We start from the raw sequence: 21,815 nt of genomic DNA on the forward strand, positions 1-21,815 counted from the left end.
CCTGCCGCCGACCGGACCGTCAGACGGCCGGGCCCGCGCCGGCCGCGGCGGGCCGCATCGGGTCGCGGAACATCGCGTCCACGCCGAGCATCTCGAGGAGGTTGCGCACCACCGCCGACGGCTCCGCCAGGCTCACGCAGATGCCGTCCTCGGAGCCGAACATCCGAAGCTGCGCCAGGAAGGCAGCCCCGGTCGAGTCCATGAACGTCACGCCCGACGTGTCGACGACGACAGGCCTCGATCGGTCGAGAACCTGGCGCAGTGCGGCGCCGGTCTGACTGCGCAACGAGATATCGATCTCGCCGGACATCTTCACGACGGTGGCCTCGGTTCTTTCCTCGACAAGGATCGACCCGGCTCCCGACAGCTGGTTCAGATCTTTCACTTGCTCATCGCCCCTGTTCACGCGCATGCCGGAGTCTCACCGGCATTCCGTGGCCGACCGACCCCCCGGTCGACCCTGGATCCCGCCACACCATCGTGGCGATATTCCGCATCCTACGTGGCGCGCATTGCGAACGGAACAGGTGAAGGCGATTTTCTTCGATCAAATGACGGCACTTTACCTGACCGAAGTTCAATAAGAATTGCGACACCGCCCGAACGAACTATTGATCACTAGGGCGCTTGGCCCCGGAGGTCTCCTTCTCCCAGGCGTCGAGCTGCATGGTCAGGGCCTTGGCGAGCTCGAAGACCTGCTGCGGCGGGATCCGCACGCGTGAGGCGACCTTTCCCGGAACGACGACATTGCGCACTTCACCCGTATCCGGATCATTCTGCGGACTGGGCGGCTGCTTCACCGCGATGAAGTCGAGGACGAATGATGTCGGTGTGTGCCAGACCGACGCGAAGTCGGCGGGGACGCCGGTCTCCATCTCGTCCGGCACATCGATCTGGAACTCCTGCGGCAGGTCGTCGGACGACACGTCGTCTCCTCGAGGAAGGGCGGATGAGCGGCAGTCCGGCGTCGCGCGAGCGCGGGTTCCGGGCTCCAGACGGTACAGCGTGTTCGCCCCGGAGCGCCATGGGCGATGCGCCCGCCGGCCGGCCTCGCCGCTCGTCCTGCCGGCGGCGCGGGCACGAACGGTCAGGTCTTGCGACGGTAGATCCGCATCGCGACGGGGCCCAGCACCGCGGTGAGGACGACCGACGCGACGAGCACCCAGACGATCTCCGCCGCGTCGGGGCGGCCGGCCATGAGCCCGCGTACCGCGGTCACCAGATGACTGACCGGGTTGACGTCCACGAACGCACGCAGGCCCGAGGGCATCGTGGCCGGGTCGACGAAGACGTTCGACGCGAACGTGAGCGGCATCAGCACGATCATCGAGATGCCCATCACCGCGTTGGGCGACCGGACGAGCAGGCCGAGGATGATGAAGGTCCAGCTCAGCGCGAAGGCGAACACCAGGAGCAGCAGCACGCCGAGAAGGACGCCCAGCACGCCTCCGGCGCGCCGGAAGCCGAGGATCAGGCCCAGGCCGATCGTGATGACCGCGGCGACGGTGTAGCGCACGGTGTCCCCCAGCAGGGCGCCCACGACCGGCGACGGCCGCCAGATCGGCAACGAGCGGAAGCGGTCGAACACGCCCTTGGAGATGTCGGTGTTGAGGGTGTAACCGGTGTAGATGGTCACGAACAGGATCGTCTGCACCAGGATGCCCGGCAGCAGGAACTGGATGTACGCCTGCGTGGAGCCCGCCAGCGCGCCGCCGAACAGGTAGGTGAACATCAGCGTGAAGATGATCGGTGAGACGAGCACGTCGAAGAGCTGTTCGGGCACGTGCTTGATCTTCAGCAGCGCCCGCCGGCCGAACGTGAGAGTGGTCGACACGGGCGACGGACGGGGCGGGCGTTCGGTCAGGGCGACGGCGTCGCGCAGGGTGGTGGTCATCGGGGTGCCTCCGAGGTCTCGCGCCGGCCCGGTGCGGCGGACGAGCCGTCCGAGCCGGGCTCGTCGTCGGGCAGGGGCTGGCCGGTCAGGGCGAGGAAGACCTCGTCGAGGCTGGGCTGGCCGAGGCTGAACTCGGGGACGACGATGCCGGCGTCGGCGAGGGCGGGCAGCAGGCCCACGACGGCGTCGGCTCCCTCGTCGGGAACGCGGGCCGACAGGGCGTGCGGGTCGGAACCCAGCACGACGTCGGCGCCGAGCAGACGCTCGGTGATCTCGGCCGCCTTGGCGCGGTCCGCCACCTCGGCCACCCGCAGGTGCACCGCGCCCTCGCCGACGGATCGCTTGAGCTCGCTCGCGGTGCCCTCCGCGATGCTGCGGCCGTGGTCGATCACGGCGATCCGGTCCGCGAGCTGGTCCGCCTCGTCGAGGTACTGGGTGGTCAGGAGAACGGTGGTGCCGTCGTCGACGAGCACGCGGACGATGTCCCACACCTGGTTGCGGCTGCGTGGATCCAGGCCGGTCGTCGGCTCGTCCAGGAACAGCACGCGCGGGGCGAGCACGAGAGAGGCAGCCAGGTCGATCCGCCGGCGCATCCCGCCCGAGTAGGTCTTGACCTGCCGGGCACCGGCGTCGGCCAGGTCGAACGCCTCCAGCAACCCGTGCACACGACGCCGTGCCGCAGCCGGCCGGAACCCGTAGAGCCGGGCGAGCATGAGCAGGTTCTCCGTACCGGTCAGATCCTCGTCCACCGAGGCGTACTGCCCCGTGAGCCCGACGGCGGAACGCACGGCGTCGGCGTCACGGACGACGTCGTGGCCGAGCACCCGCGCGGTGCCGGCGTCCGGCCGCAGCAGCGTGGCGAGCATGTGCACGACGGTGGTCTTCCCGGCTCCGTTGGGGCCGAGCAAACCGAAGACGGTGCCCTCGGTGATCGCGAGATCGATCCCGTCGACCGCCTTGGTGACCGTCTTCCGGCCGGCGAAGTGTTTGACGAGGCCGTGGGCCTCGACGGCGAGGGATGGGGACATGGTGCACCTCCGGTGCCACTGTTCCACCATCGGAGCCCGCGCTCAATCGGTTTCGGCCGGACGGTGCGGGCGGGCGGTGGGGCGGGTCCCGGAGCGGCGTCGACGTCCGGTCGGGGGCTCCCCGCGACGGGCCCCGAGGCCCGGACGAGGGAGTGTCGGACACCCCTCGTACTGTGGGACCGACCTCGCACGGCGCCGGGTCGTTCACTCGAGATTGGGGCACCACCATGGACATCCTGCTGATCGGAGGCCTCTGGCTCGACGCGTCCGCGTGGGACGCCGTCGCTTCCGCGATGAGAGAGCAGGGTCATCGCCCCGTCCCGGTCGCGCTGCCCGGGCAGGGCGACGGGTCGACGTCGGCCACGCTGGACGACCAGGTCGCCGCCGTGCTGACGGCGGTGGACGCCGCGGACAGGCCTCTGGTCGTCGGCCACTCCGCCGCCTGCACGCTGGCCTGGCTGGCGGCCGACGCACGGCCGGACGCCGTCGCCGGCGTGGCGCTCGTCGGCGGCATGCCCGGCAGCGACGGCGATCTCTACGCGGACTTCTTCGACGTCGAGGACGGCGTCATGCCGTTCCCGGGCTGGCACGCGTTCGAAGGCCCGGACTCCGCGGACCTCGACGAGGAGGCGAAGGCGTCGTTCTCCGCGCGTGCCGTGCCCGTACCGGAGGGGGTGTCGCGCGGCGTCGTCCGCCTGACCGACGAGCGCCGGTTCGACGTCCCGGTCACGCTGGTGTGCCCGGAGTTCACGCCCGGTCAGGCGAAGGAGTGGCTCGAGGCCGGCCAGATGCCTGAGCTCGCCAGGACACGGCGCCTCGAGTACGTCGACATCGACTCGGGCCACTGGCCGATGTTCACGAGGCCGGCCGAGCTGGCCGCGCTCCTGGCCCACGTGGCGGAAGGCCTGTGATCGAGGAGAGCCTGGGTTCGAGGACCGCCCGCCACTAGGGTCTCGGCAGACAGGCGCGTTGCGCGGTGGCACCAGTGAGAGGGACGGCGATGGACACGGCATTCCTGGACGAGGCCGACCGGCTGCTCATCCGCTACGGGGCGAGTTTCTCTCCCCGCCTGATCGAACGCGCCTCCGGGGCGCACGTATTCGACCACCAGGGCAGGAAGATCCTGGACTTCACGTCGGGGCAGATGAGTTCCATCCTCGGCCACGCCCACCCGGACATCGTGTCCACGGTGTCGACGGCGGTGGCGTCGCTGGACCACCTCTTCAGCGGCATGCTCAGCGCTCCGGTCCTGGAACTGGGAAGGCGCCTCGCCTCGACCCTGCCCGCCACGCTGGGCAAGATGCTCCTGCTCACCACCGGCGCCGAGGCGAACGAGGCGGCGCTCAAGATGGCCAAGCTGTACACCGGCCGCTACGAGATCGTCTCGTTCGACAGGTCGTGGCACGGGATGACGCAAGGGGCCGCGTCGGCCACGTTCTCCGCCGGACGGCACGGCTACGGCCCCCCGATGCCCGGGAACCTGGCCCTGCCGTCACCGAACGCCTACCGGTCGCCCTTCCGGAGGGCTGACGGGTCCTACGACTGGGAGGCCGAGCTCGAGTACGGCTTCGCGCTCGTCGACCAGCAGTCGGCCGGCAGTCTCGCCGCCTGCCTCGTCGAGCCGATCCTGTCCTCCGGCGGGATCATCGATTTGCCGCGCGGCTACCTGCGGCGCCTCAAGCACCTGTGCGAGGAGCGTGGCATGCTGCTCGTCCTCGACGAGGCGCAGACCGGCCTGGGGCGCACCGGCGCGATGTACGCGTTCGAGCGGGACGGCGTCGCGCCCGACATCCTGACCCTGTCGAAGACGCTCGGGGCCGGGCTTCCGGTGGCCGCCGTCCTCACGAGCGCCGAGATCGAACAGGTCTGCCACGACCGGCACTTCCTCTTCTACACCACGCACGTCTCCGACCCGCTGGCGGCGTCCGTCGCGCTCACCGTTCTCGACGTCATCGAGCGGGACGGCCTCGTCGCACGGGCCGCGAGCCTGGGCGAACAGCTCACCGAACGGCTGCTCGCCCTGCGCGACGAGTTCGAGGTCGTGGGCGACGTACGAGGCCGTGGGCTCCTCCAGGGCATCGAGCTGGTGCGCGACAAGGAGAGCAAGGCCCCCGCCGACGCACTCGGCAAGGCCGTCACGTCGGCCTGCCTGGAGCACGGGCTGCACCTGAACATCGTCCAGCTGCCGGGCATGGGAGGCATCTTCCGGATCGCCCCGCCGCTGACGATCGGCGAGGACGACCTCCACGCGGGTGTGGACCTTCTCGAGAAGTCGATCGCGTCGGTGCTCTCCACGCCGGGCAGCCCCCGGACCTGACGTCCCCTCGGGCGACGAGCACGAACCCGAGCACGGAACCCCGAAAGTCACCGTGAACCAGACCCAGTCGTGCGCCGGTTCGGGCGCGACGGGAACGATCACCGGCAAGCCGGAGACGAACGCGACGAACGGTGTCGCGGCGGCCACCAGGAGACCGATCGCTCCCCTGTATCGTCCTCGTGCCCCCCCGATCCGGCCGAGACCCCTGGCCGACCGCGCACGCACAGGAGCAGCATGCCCAGCGCCACTTCCCACCCCGACAAGCTCGACCGCACCGTCATCGTCACCGGACTCGTCGTGGTCGCGGGCATGATCATGGTGGTCCTCGACACCACCATCGTGAACGTCGCCCTGGACTCGCTGAGCACCGACCTGGGTGCTCCGCTGTCCACCACGCAGTGGGTCGTCACGGGCTACCTGCTCGCCGTCGCCCTCGTCATCCCCCTGACCGGCTGGGCGATGGACAGATTCGGCCCGAGGACCACGTGGATCACCTCGGTGAGCCTGTTCGTCGCCGGTTCGGCCCTGTGCGCCGCCGCCTGGAGCGTCGAGAGCCTGGTCGCGTTCCGCATCCTCCAGGGCCTCGGCGGGGGCATGCTCCTGCCCGCCGGACAGGCCATCATTACGAAGGCCGCGGGGCCGCGGCGGCTGGGACGCGCCATGAGCATCCTGGGAATCCCCATGCTCCTGGGCCCTGTGCTGGGGCCCGTCGTCGGCGGCCTGCTGGTGGAGTACGCGAACTGGCAGTGGATCTTCATCGTCAACGTTCCCGTCGGCATTCTCGCGATCGGACTCGCTTTCTGGAAGCTGCCCGACGGCGGCGCCCGCGCCGACGCCGGCCGTCTCGACGTGCGCGGCCTCGTCCTGCTCTCGGCGGGCCTCGCCGCACTGCTCTACGGCCTCTCCCGCGCCGACTCCCAGGGTGGCTTCGGCGCGTGGGACGTGCTCGGCTGGCTCCTCGGCGGCGGCACGGCACTGACGCTGTACGCGTGGCACAGCCTGCGCCAGGGCACCGCGTCGATCATCGATGTACGCCTGTTCACCGACAGGCGATTCGCCGCGGGAACGGTCGCCGTCTTCCTCGTGGCCGGCGCGATGTTCGGCGGCATGCTGCTGCTGGCGCTGTACTACCAGACGGTCCGCGACGAGGGCCCGCTCACCGCCGGCCTGCTGCTGGCCCCCCAGGGCGTGGGCGCGGTGGTCGCGATGGTGGTCGGCGGCCGGCTGAGCGACCGGTTCGGAGCCGGCTACGTGGTCCTCGCCGGCATCGCGCTCGCGCTGCTCGGCACGCTGCCGTTCACCGGGATCGGCGTCGACACGTCCTATGCCTGGCTGAGCGTGGCCCTGTTCGTGCGAGGCGTGGGACTCGGTGCGGTGATGATGCCGGCGATCGCCGCCGCCTACACGCGGCTGGGCGAGGACGTCGTCACGCGCGCCGCACCGACCCTGTCCGCCATGCAGCAACTGGGCGCCTCCCTCGGCAGCGCCGTGCTGGTGGCCGCGCTGACCCAGCGGTTCGGTGCGCTGCTCGCCGCCCAGGGCACCCAGGGACCGGACGGCGGGGCCGAGGGGTTCAGCACGTTGCCGCCGGCGGCGATGGCAGCCGCGGGGCCGCTCATGGCGGACGCGTTCGGCGTCGCGTTCTGGATCACGTTCGCGTGCACGGCGGTGATCGTCGTTCCCGCGCTGTTCCTCCCCCGGCACGGAGCAAGCGTCCGAAGTGCGACCTCCGGCTGATCGTCCTGATGGCAACCACGACCAGGTGAGAGCGCGTTGGCGAGCGAATCCACCCCTGTTTAGCATCACTCGGTAAGCAGCCGCCCACCGCTGCTGTCGACGCGAAATGCGCTTCGGCCCGCTCGATCTGCCCGAACCACGCCGACATCTGGGGGTCACCATTCCCGGCAACCGGTACGCAGAAGCCTTCCATCAGCTGACGGCACGAGCCAACGACGCCGGCCTGATGCGCCGCCGATACGGCTTCTACTGGACGATGATGCTGTTCTGGACGCTGGCCACGGTGGCGATCCTCGTCGCCGTAGCCATGCTGGGCGACACGTGGTTCCAGCTTCTCCTGGCGGCCCTGCTCGGCGTGACCATGTCTCAGCTCGCGTTCATCGGCCACGAAGCGGCACACCGGCAGATCTTCGCGTCCCAGGGCTGGAACGAGTGGACGGCTCGCGTGATCGCGGGGCTGCTCAACGGGATCAGCTACGAATGGTGGGTGGGTAAGCACGGGCTGCATCACGCGAACCCGAACAAGGAGCGGAAGGACCCTGACGTCCGGTCCCGCGTTCTTTCCTTCACTCCGGACAGCACCGACCGCCGCACCGGCGTGGCGGCGAGGCTCGCCCGGTACCAGGGCTACTACTTCCTGCCGCTGCTGTTGTTCGAGGGATTCTCCCTGCACGTCAGCTCGATCAGGACCATCCTCACGGGCAAGGGGGTCACTCGCCGCTGGACGGAGATCCTCTTCGTCGGGGTCCGGGTGGTCGGGTACCTCGCCTTCCTGTTCATCGTCCTGCCGCCGGGAATGGCGGCCGCCTTCGTCGCCGTCCAGGTCGCCGTGTTCGGGTTCCTGCTGGGCGGCGCGTTCTCCCCCAACCACATAGGGATGCCCACCGTCCCGCACGACGCCGACATCGACTTCCTGCGCCGGCAGATCTACATGTCACGCAACGTCCGGGGCGGACCGCTGGTGCATTTCTTCATGGGCGGGCTGGAGTACCAGGTGGAGCATCACCTGTTCCCGATGGCGCCCCGGCCCAACCTGCCCGCGCTGCGAAAGGTCGTCCGCAGGTACTGCGCCGAGAACGACATTCCGTACACGGAGACATCGCTCGGCGAGGCATTCCGGACGATCATCGCCTACCTGAACCAGGTCGGGCTCAAGCACCGCGACCCCTACACCTGTCCACTCGTCCGCCGGTACCGCGGCTGAAGCATGGAGGACGCATGCCCATGAGAGTCACCATCGACCCGACCACCTGCATCGCCTCCGGCAACTGCAGTCAGACGGCACCGCGAGTGTTCGCGAACCGGGAGGCCGACGGCGGTTTCGTCAGCGTGATCGACGAGAACCCGCCCGAGTCCGAGTGGCCGTCCGCCCGCGAGGCCGAGGGCCTGTGCCCGTCAGCGACGATCCACCTCGAGGAATCCGAGGGCTCGGAGTAGTCTCGCTGCCGCCGGTGAGCACGACGAACGTGTCGTGGTCCGGGGGCGGTCCCGCTCGCCTCCCCCGTCACCCGAACCGCCCGGACCGCCTAGTGAGCCCGACCGTCGAGAGCCGTCATGAGGTCGATGAGTTCGGACCAGCGAGAGTGCGGTAGCGGGGCGAACAGATCCTCGGCGGCCGCCTGGTAGGCACGCAGCCAGGTCTCCGCCTGTCGCGCGCCCTCGGACGTGGCGATCATCTGGGTCACCCGCCGGTCGGCGGGATCCTGGGAACGCTCGACGAGCCCGTCCCGGACGAGAGCCTCGAGCAGTGTCGACGCCGTGCCCTGTGCGATGCCGACGGCCGCGGCCACATCGGTGACGCGGATCGGGCCGGACCGGTTGACCTCCACCAGGACACGCGCCCGTGGGAAGGACACGCCGACCTCGCCGAGTCGGTCGTCGAACTCGCGGGCGAGGATCTTGGCGACGCGCCCGAACGTGTCGGCGAGCTCGACGGCCGTCGGTCCGGCCTTCTGTCCGTCGGGTCGGTCTGGCATGACGAAGCCTCTCCTCCAGTACTTCCCTTGACACCAGTATGCATTGGCGTCAATCCATTGACATGGATGCATCGCGCCCGACGCATCCCCGCGATACGCCCGCGGCGAGCATCGCCCTCGACAACGAGGAGTCTTCCACGCACATCTTCCTGGCCGGCGGACGCGACGTCGTGGACAAGCCCCTGATCCGCCGACTGCGCGCCGACGGACACACGGTCGCAGCCCTGGCACGATCGGAACTCACACGGTGGAGAGCCGAACCCGCGCACCGGTCGGCGGCACGTCACCGCTGCAGCAGCACGGCGGTGCCCGCCGGGGAAACCATGGGGCCCACCCTCGGACGGACCCCCGGAAGGGAATCTCCACCTCGCGGCGGAGAGAAGATCAGCCGAGCGGTTTATTGTCCCCCACCAGCGGCGATGCTTGGGTGGAGGACATGGTGACGACGAGACGAACGGTACGAGCGGTCGCCTTGGCGACCTCCCTTCTCCTGTGTACGACGGCGCTTCCCGCCGTGGCTCAGGCCGATGACCCCAGCACCCCCTCGACCGCGTCGCGAGACGCCGTCCAGGTGCCCGAGATCGCCTGGGACGCCTGCGACGGCGCCGCGGCGTTCGACTGCGCCTCCGTGGAGGTCCCCAGCGACTACGACCGCCCGCACGGCCCGACGACGACGGTCGCCGTGACCCGCCTGCCCGCGACGGACCCGGCGAACCGGATCGGCAGCGTGTTCGTGAACTTCGGCGGCCCCGGCGGCGAGGGGGTGTCCACACTGCACCTGCTCGGGCAGCAGTTGTTCGAGCCGTCCGTCCGCGAGCGGTTCGACATCGTGTCGTTCGACCCGCGGGGGGTCGGGCAGTCGGACCCGGCGACCTGCTACCCGGACGAGGAGAGCGAGATCGAGGCGACGTCGAGAATGCTCGCCGAGCTCCCGACGACCCGGTGGGAGGAGACGCGGTACATCCTCGAGACGGCGCAGCTCGGATTCGCCTGCACCACGACGTCACCGGACCGGTTCTCCACGGCGTCGTCGGCGAACGTGGCACGTGACATGGACGTGCTGCGGCAGGCGGTGGGCGACGACGAGCTCACCTACGTCGGCTACTCGTACGGCACGATCCTCGGCGCCACGTACGGCATGCTCTTCCCCGACTCCGTGCGCGCGATGGTGCTGGACGGCCCGCTCGACCCGCGCGAGTGGTCCGGCGTGGGCAGCGACGAACTGGTGAACGCGCGGCTGCTCCAGCCGCGCGGCGCCCACGAGGCGTTCGGCGAGCTGTGGCGTCTGTGCGAGAAGGCCGGCCCGGCGGATTGCTCGACGGCGTCGCTCGGCGACCCCGCCGAGATCGCGGAGCAGGTGCTCACCGAGGTGCAGAAGACGCCCGTCGAGGTGCCGATCGGCGACGGGGAGACCTTCACCTACACGTACACCAGCCTCGTCCTCGACACGTTCTTCAACCTGTACGGTGTGGCCGGTTACGCCGCCATCGCCGACATGTACACGTACCTCGCCACCGAGCTCGGACTCGTGGGGACCGCCCGCTCCCGCGCCGCTGCCCCGGACCTGGATCTGTCCCGGTTCCACAGGCGCGTCGAGGACTACCCCTCGATCGGCACCCAGTACGCGACCTTCTGCGCCGACGTCCGGACGCCGCGCAACCCCTGGGCCTACCCCCGCAAGGTCGCCCAGCTCAACGAGCGGTACCCGCACTTCGGGCTCGCCCGCGGCTGGCTCGGCGTCCTGTGTGCTTCCATGCCCCTCCAGGACGAGGACGCGTGGACCGGACCATGGCACCAGTCCGTCGACGCTCCGGTACTGGTCATCGGCACCCGCTTCGACCCGGCCACCCACTACGACCACACCGCGCCGTACGCGTCGCTGTGGCCGGACGCCCGCACCCTCACGATCGAGGGGTACGGCCACACGAGCCCCAACGTGGGCAGCCCGTGCGCCCACGCGGCGATCGCGGACTACCTGGTGACCCTGACCGCCACGGACGGCGCCACGTGCGAGGCAGCCCAGCCGTTCGACTCGGCGGCGCCTGAGAGCGAGCAGCAGGGCCTGCAGGAGCTGCGGTTCGCGGGTTTCTGAGACGAGTGCGGTGAGGACTCCCGCGCTGCTTCACTGACGGCCATACGCCGCCCTCGGGTTCCGGGGCGACGTATGGCCGCGTCAGGGGGTCCCGCTGCGTTGTGCGGCATTCTCGGTTCCTCGCCCAGGCTGCCATCCTCGCGAACGAGCACCTCGGCCCGACAGCCTGCTCACGGCCTGGGACGGGTAGGCCTGCATGCTTGAGAGCAGCCCGTAGGCGCAGCGCCGGCGGGCCTGGTTGCGCGAAGCGATCGGAGAGATACTCTCGTTGGTGAGAGTCTCTCCGATGAGACTCTCACCAACGAGAGTATCTGGAGCATGATGGACGGGTTCATCGGTCGCGAACGGGAGCTCGCCATCCTTGATGGCAAGCTCAGCAAGGTGCGTGCCAGCAGGCGGGGACCTGCTGGCCAAGCAGTACTGATCCGTGGACGACGGCGCGTCGGCAAGTCACGCCTCGTGGAGCAGTTCGTCGAGCGGGCCGGCGTACCGCACGTCTTCTTCACCGCGGTCGGCGGCAATCGGGACGAGGACCTGGTGGGCTTCGTCCAAGAAGTCATCACCTCAGATCTCCCGGAGAGCGCGTCCGCTGCGGACTTCGCTGACCCCACCACCTGGGACGCGGCGTTCCGTGTCCTGGCGTCGGTATTGCCACAGGACTCGCCGAGCGTCGTCGTGATCGATGAGCTCCCCTACCTCGTCCGTGACGACCCAGCGTTCGAGGGCGCCCTCCAGAAAGCATTCGACAGAACGCTGTCGAAGCTGCCGGTCCTGCTACTGCTGATCGGGTCCGACACCGCAATGATGGAACGCCTCAATACCCATGGACGCCCCTTCTACCAGCGCGGTACGGAGCTGATCGTTCCACCTCTGACGCCCTCCGACGTCGCGTCGATGCTTGGCCTCCAGGCCGCAGACGCGTTCGATGCGTACCTTGTGACGGGTGGGCTGCCTCTCCTCCTGACCGAGTGGGACACGGGAGAAGGGCTGTGGAACTACCTGGAACGTGGGCTGCATGACCCCACGTCGGCACTCCTCGTGAGCGGTGAGCGCACGCTGGCCGCCGAGTTCCCCACCGAAGCCCAGGCGAGATCGATCCTCTCGGCTATCGGACATGGCGAGCGCACCTACTCACTGATCGCGCGAGCGTCCGGCATCGGACCGAACGTCTTGAACCGATCGCTGCGGCTTCTCGTCGAGCGTCGCGCCGTCGTGGCTCGAACGCCGCTGTCGACGAGGCCTAGCAAGGAGACCCGCTACTGGATCGACGACCCGTACCTCCGGTTCTGGCTGTCCTTCGTCCAACCCGGGATCGCTCAGATCGAACGCGGACGTGGTGACCGAGTGTTCGAAACCGTGCGAAAGCAGTGGACGACCTGGCGCGGCAGGGCGATCGAGCCCGTGATCCGCGATGCGCTCTGGCGATTCGCGGATGACGAGATCGCACCCGGAACCAACGTCGTGGGGGGCTACTGGACGCGGACCAACGACCCCGAGATCGACCTGGTCGGAGCCGACCGCGAGCCGATCGCCAAGACTCTGACGTTCGTAGGCTCGATCAAGTGGCTGGAGAACCGGCCGTTCGATCACCGTGACGCCACGCGACTCGTCGTTCATCGCTCGCAGTTGCCGGGAGCCACGGACGAGACCCCACTCGTGGCGGTGTCCCGCAGCGAGGCGTCGCTCGACGGGCTGACGATCATCGGGCCTGACCGCCTGCTCACCGCCTGGGACGAGTAGGGACCTGAATGCTCGAGAGAGCTGGTCGGCACGGCGTCTGCTGCGGTCAGGCCGTCAAGAGCGGACGAGCCGGCCCATGCGCCGGGTAAGTGCTGCTGGGGAAACGCGGGGGTATAGCTGGACATTGCATCGGCCGGGATCGTTGGAATTCCAGCGATCCCGGCCGATGGTGTGGTTGGAGTCCGACGGCGATTCGTGGACCTCTTGCGGACTGTGTGCGGACTCGCACGGGAGTCTGGCAACGATCAGGCCCGCATCCCGGTGAACGCGACCCCTCGGTCGGATGGACGGTGGCGACTTGCCAACACAGTCGGAAGCCGCCACCTGCCGGGCGGAACGAAGCGTCAACAGATAGAATTATCTGTACACGATTCGTACCAGACCGTTTGGCGACCTTCCGAGAGGAGCTCCATGACCGACCCGCTACGCCCTGCCGCTGCCGGGCAGGCAGACCTGTCCCGGAGCGGCCTGTACCGCGCCGTCCGGGACGGACGCTTCGAGCGGATCGCACGCGGGCTCTATCGTGCAGCGGACGCCGAACCGGGCGAGTGGGAATGGATCGAAGCCGCCGCCCGAAGGCAAGACGCAACGATCTGCCTGGCGTCCGCCCTCGCGTACCACGACCTGACCGACACCATTCCGACAGTGCTCGACGTCGCGCTGCGGCGTGGTGCGCGCCGACCGGCGACGGACTCGGCGATCGCCTGGCACCTGTTCGATACAGCTACCTTCGACGTCGGACGAACGACGATCCCGGTTCCCGGCTCGACCTTACGGATCGGGCTGTACGACGCACAGCGGTCGATCGTCGACGCCTTCCGGCTCCGCGCCGCCACGGGGTACGAGATCGGACGCGACGCCCTGCGCGAGTGGCTCCGTCGCGGCGGCAAACCCGCCGAGATCCTGCGGACCGCCCAGCAGATCCCACGCAGCACAGGACCACTCCGCCAAGCCCTGGAGGCACTTGCATGACGACCGACGCCCTCGCCGTCTACCGGGCGATCCAAGGCCAGGCCCGAAGCCAGGCAGCCCACACAGGAAAACCTGTCGCCACCGGCGAGCTACTCACCCGCCACGCACTGGAGTCGTTCCTGCACCGGCTCACACAGACCGACCACGCCCCCTCATTCGTCCTCAAAGGCGGCGTACTGCTCACCGCATACGACGTGCGCCGCCCGACCCGCGACCTCGACGCGGAGGCCGTCGACGCTCCGCTGACCGCCGAGCACCTCAGCCGTGTCGTCGACGCCGTGATCGCCGTCGAGAGCGACGACGGCATCGAGTTCAACCGTGAAGCGATGTCCGTCCAGCAAATCCGGGACGATGCGACCTACTCGGGCCTACGGATGCGGCTACCCGTCACGCTCGCCTCCTGGCGCGGCACCATCGCATGGGACGTCTCGACCGGCGATCCGATCGTTCCAGCCCCGCACGTCGTCCACATCCCGCGCGTCCTCGGCGATCCGATACCCGTCGTCGGATACCGACCAGAGACTGTGATCGCCGAGAAGGGCGTGACGATCCTCGAACGAGGCACGACGAGCACTCGCTGGCGCGACTACGTCGACATCGTCCAACTTCCCGTCCGACACGAGATCGACCAGGTCGAGCTGCGCCATGCCGCAGAATCGGTGGCTGGTTACCGCAAGGTCGACCTCGCCCCGATCGGCGAGCTCGTGGCCGGCTACGGAGATATCGCCCAGGGGAAGTGGGCGGCTTGGCGTCGCAAGGAAGGCCTTCAGGACATCACCGAGCCGTTGCTCGACGACCAGATCGAACGCGTCGCAACGGTTCTGGATCCCGTCTTCGGATTGATCCGGAACGGGCCCTCAGACTCGGCCCACTGACGAGCGCTCAGCCAAGCTCTTGCGGACTGCCTGCAGACTGACGCGCCCGCCCTGCCCGCAAAGCACGCAGGTCAGGCCCCGGAGAGCGGACGAGCCGGCCCATACGCCGGGTTCTGTTTCCCGCACAAGGTCACCCCTGCGCGGGCGACGGCCATCCATCTAGGCCCAGCGTTGCCGCTGGGCTCGAGCGGTCTACCCGGGAGCTCGGGCGGGCAGCCCTCGAACACTCCCTGTCTGACCTTGCTCCGGGTGGGGTTTGCCGAGCCGCCCCTGTCACCAGAGGCGCTGGTGGTCTCTTACACCGCCGTTTCACCCTTACCGCCGCCGGTCACCCGGCGTCGGCGGTCTGTTTTCTGTGGCACTTTCCCGCGGGTCACCCCGGGTGGCCGTTAGCCACCACCCTGCCCTGTGGAGCCCGGACGTTCCTCGGCGCCGACGCTCCCGGTTTCCCGGGCCACCGACGACGCGGCCGTCCGACCGGCTCGTCCGCGCAGGCCAGGATACCCGAGCGGCGACCGTCGCGAGCATCTGCCCCTGTTCAGGAGATACACCGCAGTGGTTGGATGCCCCGCATGACGACGCTGCCCTCGGTTTCCGCCGACCTCCGCCAGAACCGTGCGGCAGTACTCGCCGCCTTCTTCGCCCAGGGGTTCGTCTTCGTCAGCGCCACGCTGTTCATCCCGAAGATCGTCGCCACGTTCGGTCTCGACACCGGCATCTTCTCGATGTTCCTGCTGGGCATGGTGCTGGCGGCCGCCGTCGGCTCGGCGATCGCCGAGGCGGTGGCACGCGGGGCGGGGAGCGCCGCCGCATTGCGCGCGGGACTCGTGGCCATGGTTCCGGCCCTGGCACTCATGTTCGCCACCGGCAGTCTGGTAGGGCTCGCCGCGGGGATGGTGCTGTACGGGATCGCGCTCGGCATGGTCGATGCCGGTTCCAACATGCAGGCGGTCACCCTGGAACACCGCTACGGCCGGCCGGTCCTGCCCTCGTCGCAGGGCGCGTGGACGCTCGGTGGGCTCGTCGCGACGGGAGCCTCCCTCGCCGGGGTGGCGACTCTGCCGCTGGAGGCCGGCGTGTTCTTCGCCGTCGTCCCCCTGCTCGCGGCACTCGCGCCCTACCAGGGCCGGGAAATCCTCGCCTCCGGTGCCGGCCCGGGGTCGGCCGCACCTCCGACCGCACCGGTCGCGACCCGCCGCTCGACAGCCACGCCCAGCACACCGCCCGGATTCCTGCCCGGCAGCACCCCCGGTCTTCTGCCCGGCAACACCCCAGGGCTGCTTCCCGGCGGCGCCCCGGACGCCGCCGTCGTGCCGGGGACGGCACCGGCGCCCGCCACCGTCCCCGGCCTGTCCGACCACGCGGACTCCTCTCCCGGCAGGCTCCCCACGTCCGCCACCATGCCGACACCCACCCCGAACACTCCCCCGACGCCAGGCATCCCCCACGACGCCGTCCGGTGGACCGCGATCGCTCCTGCCGGCATCGCCTTCCTGATCTTCTACCTGGTCGACGCCGCCACCCAGGCCTGGGGGCCGCTCTACCTCCACCTCGACCTGGCCGCTCCCGAACAGCTGCTCGCGCTCGCGACCCTGCCCTATCTCGCGGCGACCTGGGGGGTCCGGCTCATCGGCGACGGACTGACCGCCCGGTTCGGCGCGCCCGCCATCGTGCGCACGGGCGCGATGATCGCGTTCGCCGGGCTCGCCGCCGTCGTCCTGGCCCCGTCCTGGCCGGTCGCGACGGCAGGGTTCTTCGCCGCGGGGCTGGGGCTCGGAGCGGTCGCGCCGTTGAGTTTTTCCGCCGCCGGCCGGGTCGCGCGCGGTGACCGCGCCCGGGCCGACGTCGTCGTCGCCCGCTTCAACCAGCTCAACTACGTGGGCGCGCTCCTCGGATCCGTCGTCACCGGCCTGATCAGCAGCGGCCTGTCGCTCCGCATCGGCTTCGCCCTCCCCCTGGTCCTGGTCCTCGCCCTGATTCCCCTCGCCCGCGGCTTCGCCGTCGGCGGGGTACGTCCGGAGGCGTGACCTGGGGCCTCCATCCGCCGTCGAGGCCCTCCCGGAACCGCGGGGCGCCCGACCCCGGCGCCTGACCGCGGGGCCGGCGACACGGGCGTCCTGCGCGACGCCCGCCTAGACTCGTGCGGTGCTTCTCCTCCTTCCCCCGTCCGAGGGCAAGACCCCCGCACCCGACGACGCGGGCCCCGTCGACCTCGGCGCGCTCGCCCACCCCGGGCTGACCGAGCAGCGCCAGACCGTCCTGGACGCCCTCGCCGCCGTCTCCGCACGCGGCGACGCGACCGAGGTCCTCGGAGTCAGCCCCAACCTCGCCGAGGAGGTCGTCCGCAACACACAGCTCAAGGCCGCGCCCGCCGGCCCCGCCGCGACCGTCTACACCGGCGTTCTGTACGGCGCGGCCGGCCTCGGCGCCCTTACCGGCGAGGCGGCGTCGCGCGCCGCCCGCACCGTCCGGATCTTCTCCGGCCTGTGGGGCGCCGTCGCGCCCGATGACCGCATCCCTGCCTACCGCCTCTCCATGGGGGCCTCGCTGCCCGACGTCGGCCCGCTGACCACGGCGTGGAAGCCGGCCCTGGCCGCCGCGCTGGGACCGCACGCCGCGGGCGACGTCGTCGTCGACTGCCGGTCCGCGACCTACGTGGCCGCCTGGAAACCGGCCACGACCGGGTCCGCCTCCGCGCAATGGGTCACCGTCCGCGTGGTCCGCGAGGTGGGGGGCCAACGGTCGGTCGTCTCGCACAACGCGAAGCACACCCGCGGCGTGCTGGCCGGGCACCTGCTGCGCCGGGCGGGCGAGCCGACGTCGGCCGCCGAGGTCCTCGCGGCGGCCCGCGAGCTGGAGGGCCGGACCATCCTCACGGAGGTCACCACCGGCAGAACCCAGACCCTCGTCGAAGCCACCCTGACGCCGGCACCCCGCCGCAACGCCCCGCAGACCCTGGAACTCGTTCTCCGCTGACGCGGGTCGGCGTCGCCTTTCCCCGCGACCACGCCATTCTCGGGGGTGGGTGCGCTCCCACCCCCGCGGGATGGCGTGGTCGCCGCACCTGCCGTCACCACGCCGGCCACCGACCACCCGGCGAGGAGGAGCAGGACGCCACCAGCGGTCCGCGGCCGCCGGCAGGAAGTAGGCTCGCGGACGTGAGTTCCGCACCCAGCCTGGCCGACGTCGTCCGCGTGCTCGACGGGCTCTACCCACCCGGGACCGCCGAGGGGTGGGACGCCGTCGGGCTGGTCGCCGGGGATCCGGTGGCCGAGGTGCGACGTGTGCTGTTCGCCGTGGACCCCGTGGCCGACGTCGTCGACGAGGCGCTCGACTGGGGCGCCGACCTCGTCGTCACCCACCACCCGCTGTTCCTGCGCGGCACGCACTCCGTGGCCGCCACCACCTTCAAGGGCTCCGTCGTGCACCGGCTGGTCACGTCCGGGTGCGCCCTGCACGTCGCCCACACCAACGCCGACTCCGCGCCGCGAGGTGTCGCCGACGCGCTCGCGGATCTCGTCGGCATCAGCGACCGCCGCCCGCTCGTGGCCAAGGCCGAGGACGCCGAGATCGGCATCGGCCGCGTCGGCACCCTCACCGACCCCGTCACGCTGCGGGACTTCGCCAGGCGCGTGGCCGACGCCCTGCCCCCGGTCGCCCAGGGCGTCCGGTTCTCCGGCGCCCCGGAGGCCGTCGTGCGCACGGCCGCCGTCGTCGGCGGCTCCGGCGACTCGCTGTTCGACGACGTCCGCGCCGCCGACGTCGACGTGTACGTCACCTCCGACCTGCGCCATCACCCGGCTTCCGAACTACGCGAACGGGCGCGGTTCGAGGCGCTCGCGGAGGGCCGCCCCGAGGCGGGCGGGACGCCGTTCCTGGTCGACACCGCGCACTTCGCCAGCGAATGGCCGTGGCTCGCGTACGCGGCCGAGGACCTGGCGGCGGGACTGGCGTCGCACGAACTGCCCGCCGTGGAGACGCGGGTCAGCGACATCGTGACGGACCCGTGGACCGGCGTCGCGCGGTAGCGTTGCCCCGAGGTCGCGCCCGGTAGGTATCCCCGCATCGCCGCACAGCCCGTGCCGGGCGGTGCCGCGGCGACAGCCCGCGCGGCCTCGCGACCCACCCGTCCTGCGAGAGGATCCCCGCTCATGGCCTCAGCTCCCCCCGACCACCAGCGCAGGCTCCTGGAGGTCCAGGCCCTGGACACGCGCCTCCAGCAGCTCGCGCACTCCCGGCGGAACCACCCGGCGCTGGCCCGGATCGCCGAGCTGGAGAGCCAGATCAAGGACCTGAACGGCTCGCTCGTCGAGTCGCGGACGGCGGTCGCCGACCTGAAGCGGGAGCTCACCAAGGCGGAGGCCGACGTCGAACAGGTGCGCGCCCGCGCCGCGCGCGACCGCCGGCGGCTCGAGTCCGGCGCCGTCGGGGCCAAGGACGCCGTCGCGCTCACCGACGAGATCGCGTCGCTCACGAAGCGGCAGGGCGTCCTCGAGGAGATCGAGCTCGACGTCATGGAGCGCCTCGAAGCGCACGAGGAGGCGCTCACCAAGGTCACCGCCGCGTACGACGCGCTCACCGCGGACCGTGACGCGGCCGCGGCGGACCGGGATGCCGGCTGGGCCGACATCGACGCCGAGGCCAGAGCGGTCACCGCCGAGCGGAACTCCCTGGCCGAACAGCTCGACGCCGGGCTGACCACGATGTACGACCGGATCCGCGCCCACCAGGGTGGTCTCGGGGCCGCCGCGCTCCGTGAGGGGCGGTGCGAGGGCTGCCGCCTCGAGCTGAATCCCGGTGACCTGGCAGCCGCGCGCGCCGCGGCTCCCGAGCAGGTCGTGACCTGCGAGGAGTGCGGCCGGATCCTCGTACGGGAGGTGTGATGGCGACGACCGACCCGCTCGCGCACGCGCCCGGCTACGACACGCACGTGCGACCGCCCGGTTCGGTCAGCCGGTTCGACGGCGCGCTGCCGCTCACCGTGGTGCTGGTGCGGCACGGCGTGACGCCGATGACGGAGATCGGCGCCTACTCCGGGTCGGACCTGCCCGGTCCGTCCCTCTCCACCCGGGGACGGGCGCAGGCCGCGCAGGCGGCGGACGCCGTGTTCCGGATCGGGCGCGACAGCCGCGGGCTCTGGCCGGACGTGCCGCGACCGACGTCGGTGATCGCCTCCCCGATGGTCCGGACGCAGGAGACTGCCGGCGCCGTCGGACGGCGGCTCGGCCTCCCGGTCACCGTGCGGGAGCAGTTCGCCGAATGCCGGTTCGGGGACTGGGAAGGTCTGACGGCCGCGCAGATCGAGGCCGGATGGCCCGGCGAGCTGCACCTGTGGCACAGCACCGGCACGTTCGTACCGCCGGGCGGCGAGTCGTACGCGCAGGTGGGCGCCCGTGTGTGGGACGGGATGCAGGAGCTGGTCGACGGCGGTGTGGGTCGCACGGTGGTCGTCGTCGGCCACGCGGCACAGATCCGGACGGCCGTGGGGCAGGCCATGGGGGCGCCGGCGTCGCACTGGTCGCGGATCCGTATCCCTCCGGCCTCGCTGTCGGTGCTGCGGCTGTGGGCCGACGGAGCGAGCGAGATCACGTCGGTCGGGTTCCCGACCGACGTGTGAGGCCGCGTCCACGGCGGCCCTCACATCGCTAACCGTTTAGGGACCTCGCTTCGATAACGTTTTCCATCCATCCTCGTGCTACGGCCGCGCCGCGCGGCCGTGTCACTCGACGAGGAGGACGAGATGAATCACCGCACCGCGCCGCCACGGCGCCGGGCAGCCTGGGTGGCGGGAGCCGTCGCGGTCGCGACAGCACTCGCCGGTGGTGTCGCGATGTCGACATCCGCCCAGGCCGCCGGCGACACGCTGCAGGAGGCGGCCGCCGACCAGGGTCGCTACTTCGGCACGGCGATCGCCGGCTACAAGCTCCAGGAGTCGGCGTACGAGACCATCGCGAACCGTGAGTTCGACATGATCACGGCCGAGAACGAGATGAAGCTCGACGCGACCGAGCCGCAGCAGGGCCAGTTCAACTTCTCCGCCGGCGACCAGATCGCGAACTGGGCCACCCAGAACGGCAAGCGGCTGCGCGGCCACACTCTCGCCTGGCACTCGCAGCAGCCGGGCTGGATGCAGAACATGGAGGGCTCCCAGCTGCGCCAGGCGATGCTCAACCACGTCACCGAGGTGGCGAGCCACTACCGCGGCCAGATCTACGCCTGGGACGTCGTGAACGAGGCGTTCGCCGACGGCGGCACCGGCGCCCGCCGCGACTCGAACCTGCAGCGCACCGGCAACGACTGGATCGAGGCGGCGTTCCGGGCCGCCCGCGCCGCCGACCCGAACGCCAAGCTCTGCTACAACGACTACAACATCGACAACTGGAGCTGGGCCAAGACCCAGGCGGCCTACAACCTGGTCAGGGACTTCAAGGAGCGCGGGGTGCCGATCGACTGCATCGGCCTGCAGTCCCACTTCAACTCGGGCAGCCCCTACCCGAGCAACTACCGCACCACGCTGCAGAGCTTCGCCGACCTCGGCGTCGACGTGCAGATCACCGAGCTCGACATCGAGGGCTCCGGGCAGCAGCAGGCCGACACCTACCGCAAGGTCGTGGAGGACTGCCTCGCGGTGTCCCGCTGCGAGGGCATCACCGTCTGGGGCGTGCGCGACAGCGACTCCTGGCGCTCGCAGGGCACCCCGCTCCTGTTCGACGGGAACGGCAACAAGAAGGAGGCGTACCACGCCGTCCTCGACGCGCTCAACGGCGGCACCAGCACGCCGGACCCCACCGAGGACCCGACGGAGGACCCCACCGAGGACCCGACGTTCCCCGCCGGTGACTGCTCGGCGGACCTGCGGATCGTGAACTCGTGGCAGGGCGGCTACCAGGGAGAGGTCGCCGTGACGGCCGGATCCTCGGCGATCAGCGGTTGGTCCGTGGCGCTGTCCGGAGGGATCTCCGTGAGCCAGGTCTGGAACGGCACCCTGTCCGGGTCGACCGTCTCCAACGTGTCGTGGAACGGCAACCTCGGGGCCGGCCAGAGCACGAGCTTCGGCTTCATCGGCAACGGTTCGCCCCCGTCTGCCGGATCGCTGGCCTGCGGCAGCTGATCGCCGGCACGGCTGACCGACCGGGCGGTGCGGTCGGTCCGTTGCGGGTGCAGGTCGGTCCGTTGTCGAGCGG

The 21,815-nt window shown here is 70.5% G+C and carries 20 protein-coding genes and 1 other RNA gene; 15 read left to right on the forward strand and 6 right to left on the reverse strand.

Going from position 1 to position 21,815, the window contains the following annotated elements:
- Positions 1-19 precede the first annotated feature (19 nt).
- The 4 genes from J0911_RS17880 to J0911_RS17895 form a co-directional block, all read right to left on the reverse strand.
- Positions 20-385, reverse strand: a complete 366-nt coding sequence (locus J0911_RS17880; protein ID WP_307865154.1) for an STAS domain-containing protein — start codon at positions 383-385, stop codon at positions 20-22.
- Between the two features lie 223 nt (positions 386-608).
- Positions 609-926 carry a DUF3467 domain-containing protein gene (locus J0911_RS17885; RefSeq protein ID WP_207276787.1) on the reverse strand — a complete coding sequence of 106 codons (318 nt, stop codon included), beginning with the start codon at positions 924-926 and terminating at the stop codon, positions 609-611.
- A gap of 161 nt (positions 927-1,087) precedes the next feature.
- Entirely contained in the window at positions 1,088-1,894 is an 807-nt protein-coding gene (locus J0911_RS17890) for an ABC transporter permease (protein WP_207276788.1), read from the reverse strand.
- Positions 1,891-2,922 carry an ATP-binding cassette domain-containing protein gene (locus J0911_RS17895; protein WP_207276789.1) on the reverse strand — a complete coding sequence of 344 codons (1,032 nt, stop codon included), beginning with the start codon at positions 2,920-2,922 and terminating at the stop codon, positions 1,891-1,893. Before J0911_RS17895 ends, J0911_RS17890 begins: the two co-directional genes overlap by 4 nt.
- Positions 2,923-3,149: 227 nt before the next feature.
- On the opposite strand from J0911_RS17895, the gene J0911_RS17900 reads away from it, so the two are divergent.
- The 5 genes from J0911_RS17900 (at position 3,150) to J0911_RS17920 (ending at position 8,413) form a co-directional block, all read left to right on the forward strand.
- Complete coding sequence (locus J0911_RS17900) at positions 3,150-3,833, forward strand: alpha/beta fold hydrolase (protein ID WP_207276790.1); 684 nt, start codon at positions 3,150-3,152, stop codon at positions 3,831-3,833.
- Between the two features lie 89 nt (positions 3,834-3,922).
- On the forward strand, positions 3,923-5,239 hold the full coding sequence (locus tag J0911_RS17905) for an aspartate aminotransferase family protein (RefSeq protein WP_207276791.1): 1,317 nt from the start codon (positions 3,923-3,925) through the stop codon (positions 5,237-5,239).
- A 234-nt stretch (positions 5,240-5,473) separates the two neighbouring features.
- On the forward strand, positions 5,474-6,976 hold the full coding sequence (locus J0911_RS17910; protein WP_207276792.1) for an MDR family MFS transporter: 1,503 nt from the start codon (positions 5,474-5,476) through the stop codon (positions 6,974-6,976).
- Between the two features lie 106 nt (positions 6,977-7,082).
- Positions 7,083-8,180, forward strand: a complete 1,098-nt coding sequence (locus J0911_RS17915) for a fatty acid desaturase family protein (RefSeq protein WP_207276793.1) — start codon at positions 7,083-7,085, stop codon at positions 8,178-8,180.
- Between the two features lie 20 nt (positions 8,181-8,200).
- A complete protein-coding gene (locus J0911_RS17920) occupies positions 8,201-8,413 on the forward strand; it encodes a ferredoxin (RefSeq protein WP_207276794.1) in 213 nt (70 codons plus the stop codon).
- Positions 8,414-8,502: 89 nt separating this feature from the next.
- Here the strand turns inward: J0911_RS17920 and J0911_RS17925 are convergent, their stop codons facing one another.
- Complete coding sequence (locus J0911_RS17925) at positions 8,503-8,952, reverse strand: MarR family winged helix-turn-helix transcriptional regulator (RefSeq protein ID WP_207276795.1); 450 nt, start codon at positions 8,950-8,952, stop codon at positions 8,503-8,505.
- Positions 8,953-9,424: 472 nt separating this feature from the next.
- Here J0911_RS17925 and J0911_RS17930 point away from each other — a divergent pair, with 472 nt between their 5' ends.
- From J0911_RS17930 to J0911_RS17945, 4 genes are all read left to right on the forward strand, one after another.
- Entirely contained in the window at positions 9,425-11,044 is a 1,620-nt protein-coding gene (locus J0911_RS17930; protein WP_207276796.1) for an alpha/beta fold hydrolase, read from the forward strand.
- A 318-nt stretch (positions 11,045-11,362) separates the two neighbouring features.
- Positions 11,363-12,784, forward strand: a complete 1,422-nt coding sequence (locus J0911_RS17935) for an ATP-binding protein (RefSeq protein WP_207276797.1) — start codon at positions 11,363-11,365, stop codon at positions 12,782-12,784.
- A 411-nt stretch (positions 12,785-13,195) separates the two neighbouring features.
- Positions 13,196-13,756, forward strand: a complete 561-nt coding sequence (locus tag J0911_RS17940; protein ID WP_207276798.1) for a type IV toxin-antitoxin system AbiEi family antitoxin domain-containing protein — start codon at positions 13,196-13,198, stop codon at positions 13,754-13,756.
- Positions 13,753-14,631: a nucleotidyl transferase AbiEii/AbiGii toxin family protein gene (locus tag J0911_RS17945; protein WP_207276799.1), complete on the forward strand. Its 879-nt coding sequence runs from the start codon at positions 13,753-13,755 to the stop codon at positions 14,629-14,631. Before J0911_RS17940 ends, J0911_RS17945 begins: the two co-directional genes overlap by 4 nt.
- Before the next feature lie 86 nt (positions 14,632-14,717).
- On the opposite strand, the gene rnpB is transcribed toward J0911_RS17945, so the two are convergent.
- Positions 14,718-15,116: RNase P RNA component class A (rnpB, locus tag J0911_RS17950), an RNA gene on the reverse strand.
- An 87-nt stretch (positions 15,117-15,203) separates the two neighbouring features.
- Between rnpB and J0911_RS17955 the strand changes: the two genes are divergently transcribed.
- The 6 genes from J0911_RS17955 (at position 15,204) to J0911_RS17980 (ending at position 21,742) form a co-directional block, all read left to right on the forward strand.
- Entirely contained in the window at positions 15,204-16,658 is a 1,455-nt protein-coding gene (locus J0911_RS17955; RefSeq protein WP_207276800.1) for an MFS transporter, read from the forward strand.
- A 118-nt stretch (positions 16,659-16,776) separates the two neighbouring features.
- Positions 16,777-17,607, forward strand: coding sequence for a YaaA family protein (locus J0911_RS17960; protein WP_207276801.1), 831 nt, complete (start codon positions 16,777-16,779; stop codon positions 17,605-17,607).
- Between the two features lie 182 nt (positions 17,608-17,789).
- A complete protein-coding gene (locus tag J0911_RS17965) occupies positions 17,790-18,659 on the forward strand; it encodes a Nif3-like dinuclear metal center hexameric protein (protein WP_207276802.1) in 870 nt (289 codons plus the stop codon).
- Positions 18,660-18,782: 123 nt separating this feature from the next.
- Positions 18,783-19,514 carry a zinc ribbon domain-containing protein gene (locus tag J0911_RS17970; RefSeq protein ID WP_207276803.1) on the forward strand — a complete coding sequence of 244 codons (732 nt, stop codon included), beginning with the start codon at positions 18,783-18,785 and terminating at the stop codon, positions 19,512-19,514.
- Positions 19,514-20,248, forward strand: coding sequence for a histidine phosphatase family protein (locus tag J0911_RS17975; protein ID WP_207276804.1), 735 nt, complete (start codon positions 19,514-19,516; stop codon positions 20,246-20,248). The genes J0911_RS17970 and J0911_RS17975 overlap by 1 nt, the downstream gene beginning before the upstream one ends.
- 123 nt (positions 20,249-20,371) lie before the next feature.
- Positions 20,372-21,742, forward strand: a complete 1,371-nt coding sequence (locus tag J0911_RS17980) for a glycoside hydrolase family 10 protein (RefSeq protein ID WP_207276805.1) — start codon at positions 20,372-20,374, stop codon at positions 21,740-21,742.
- Positions 21,743-21,815 lie beyond the last annotated feature (73 nt).

Source organism: Myceligenerans salitolerans (genome assembly GCF_017349295.1).
In the GTDB taxonomy this organism is placed as follows: Bacteria; Actinomycetota; Actinomycetes; order Actinomycetales; family Cellulomonadaceae; genus Myceligenerans; species Myceligenerans salitolerans.

What these genes read in the sequence shown, in the direction of transcription:
- J0911_RS17915 (WP_207276793.1), top strand. Translation starts at nt 7,083, where the DNA reads ATGCGCTTCGGCCCGCTCGATCTGCCCGAACCACGCCGACATCTGGGG.
- J0911_RS17975 (WP_207276804.1), top strand. Translation starts at nt 19,514, where the DNA reads ATGGCGACGACCGACCCGCTCGCGCACGCGCCCGGCTACGACACGCAC.
- J0911_RS17980 (WP_207276805.1), top strand. Translation starts at nt 20,372, where the DNA reads ATGAATCACCGCACCGCGCCGCCACGGCGCCGGGCAGCCTGGGTGGCG.
- J0911_RS17920 (WP_207276794.1), top strand. Translation starts at nt 8,201, where the DNA reads ATGAGAGTCACCATCGACCCGACCACCTGCATCGCCTCCGGCAACTGC.
- J0911_RS17890 (WP_207276788.1), bottom strand. Translation starts at nt 1,894, where the DNA reads ATGACCACCACCCTGCGCGACGCCGTCGCCCTGACCGAACGCCCGCCC.
- J0911_RS17925 (WP_207276795.1), bottom strand. Translation starts at nt 8,952, where the DNA reads ATGCCAGACCGACCCGACGGACAGAAGGCCGGACCGACGGCCGTCGAG.
- J0911_RS17895 (WP_207276789.1), bottom strand. Translation starts at nt 2,922, where the DNA reads ATGTCCCCATCCCTCGCCGTCGAGGCCCACGGCCTCGTCAAACACTTC.
- J0911_RS17910 (WP_207276792.1), top strand. Translation starts at nt 5,474, where the DNA reads ATGCCCAGCGCCACTTCCCACCCCGACAAGCTCGACCGCACCGTCATC.
- J0911_RS17945 (WP_207276799.1), top strand. Translation starts at nt 13,753, where the DNA reads ATGACGACCGACGCCCTCGCCGTCTACCGGGCGATCCAAGGCCAGGCC.
- J0911_RS17940 (WP_207276798.1), top strand. Translation starts at nt 13,196, where the DNA reads ATGACCGACCCGCTACGCCCTGCCGCTGCCGGGCAGGCAGACCTGTCC.
- J0911_RS17970 (WP_207276803.1), top strand. Translation starts at nt 18,783, where the DNA reads ATGGCCTCAGCTCCCCCCGACCACCAGCGCAGGCTCCTGGAGGTCCAG.
- J0911_RS17955 (WP_207276800.1), top strand. Translation starts at nt 15,204, where the DNA reads ATGACGACGCTGCCCTCGGTTTCCGCCGACCTCCGCCAGAACCGTGCG.
- J0911_RS17900 (WP_207276790.1), top strand. Translation starts at nt 3,150, where the DNA reads ATGGACATCCTGCTGATCGGAGGCCTCTGGCTCGACGCGTCCGCGTGG.
- J0911_RS17905 (WP_207276791.1), top strand. Translation starts at nt 3,923, where the DNA reads ATGGACACGGCATTCCTGGACGAGGCCGACCGGCTGCTCATCCGCTAC.
- J0911_RS17935 (WP_207276797.1), top strand. Translation starts at nt 11,363, where the DNA reads ATGATGGACGGGTTCATCGGTCGCGAACGGGAGCTCGCCATCCTTGAT.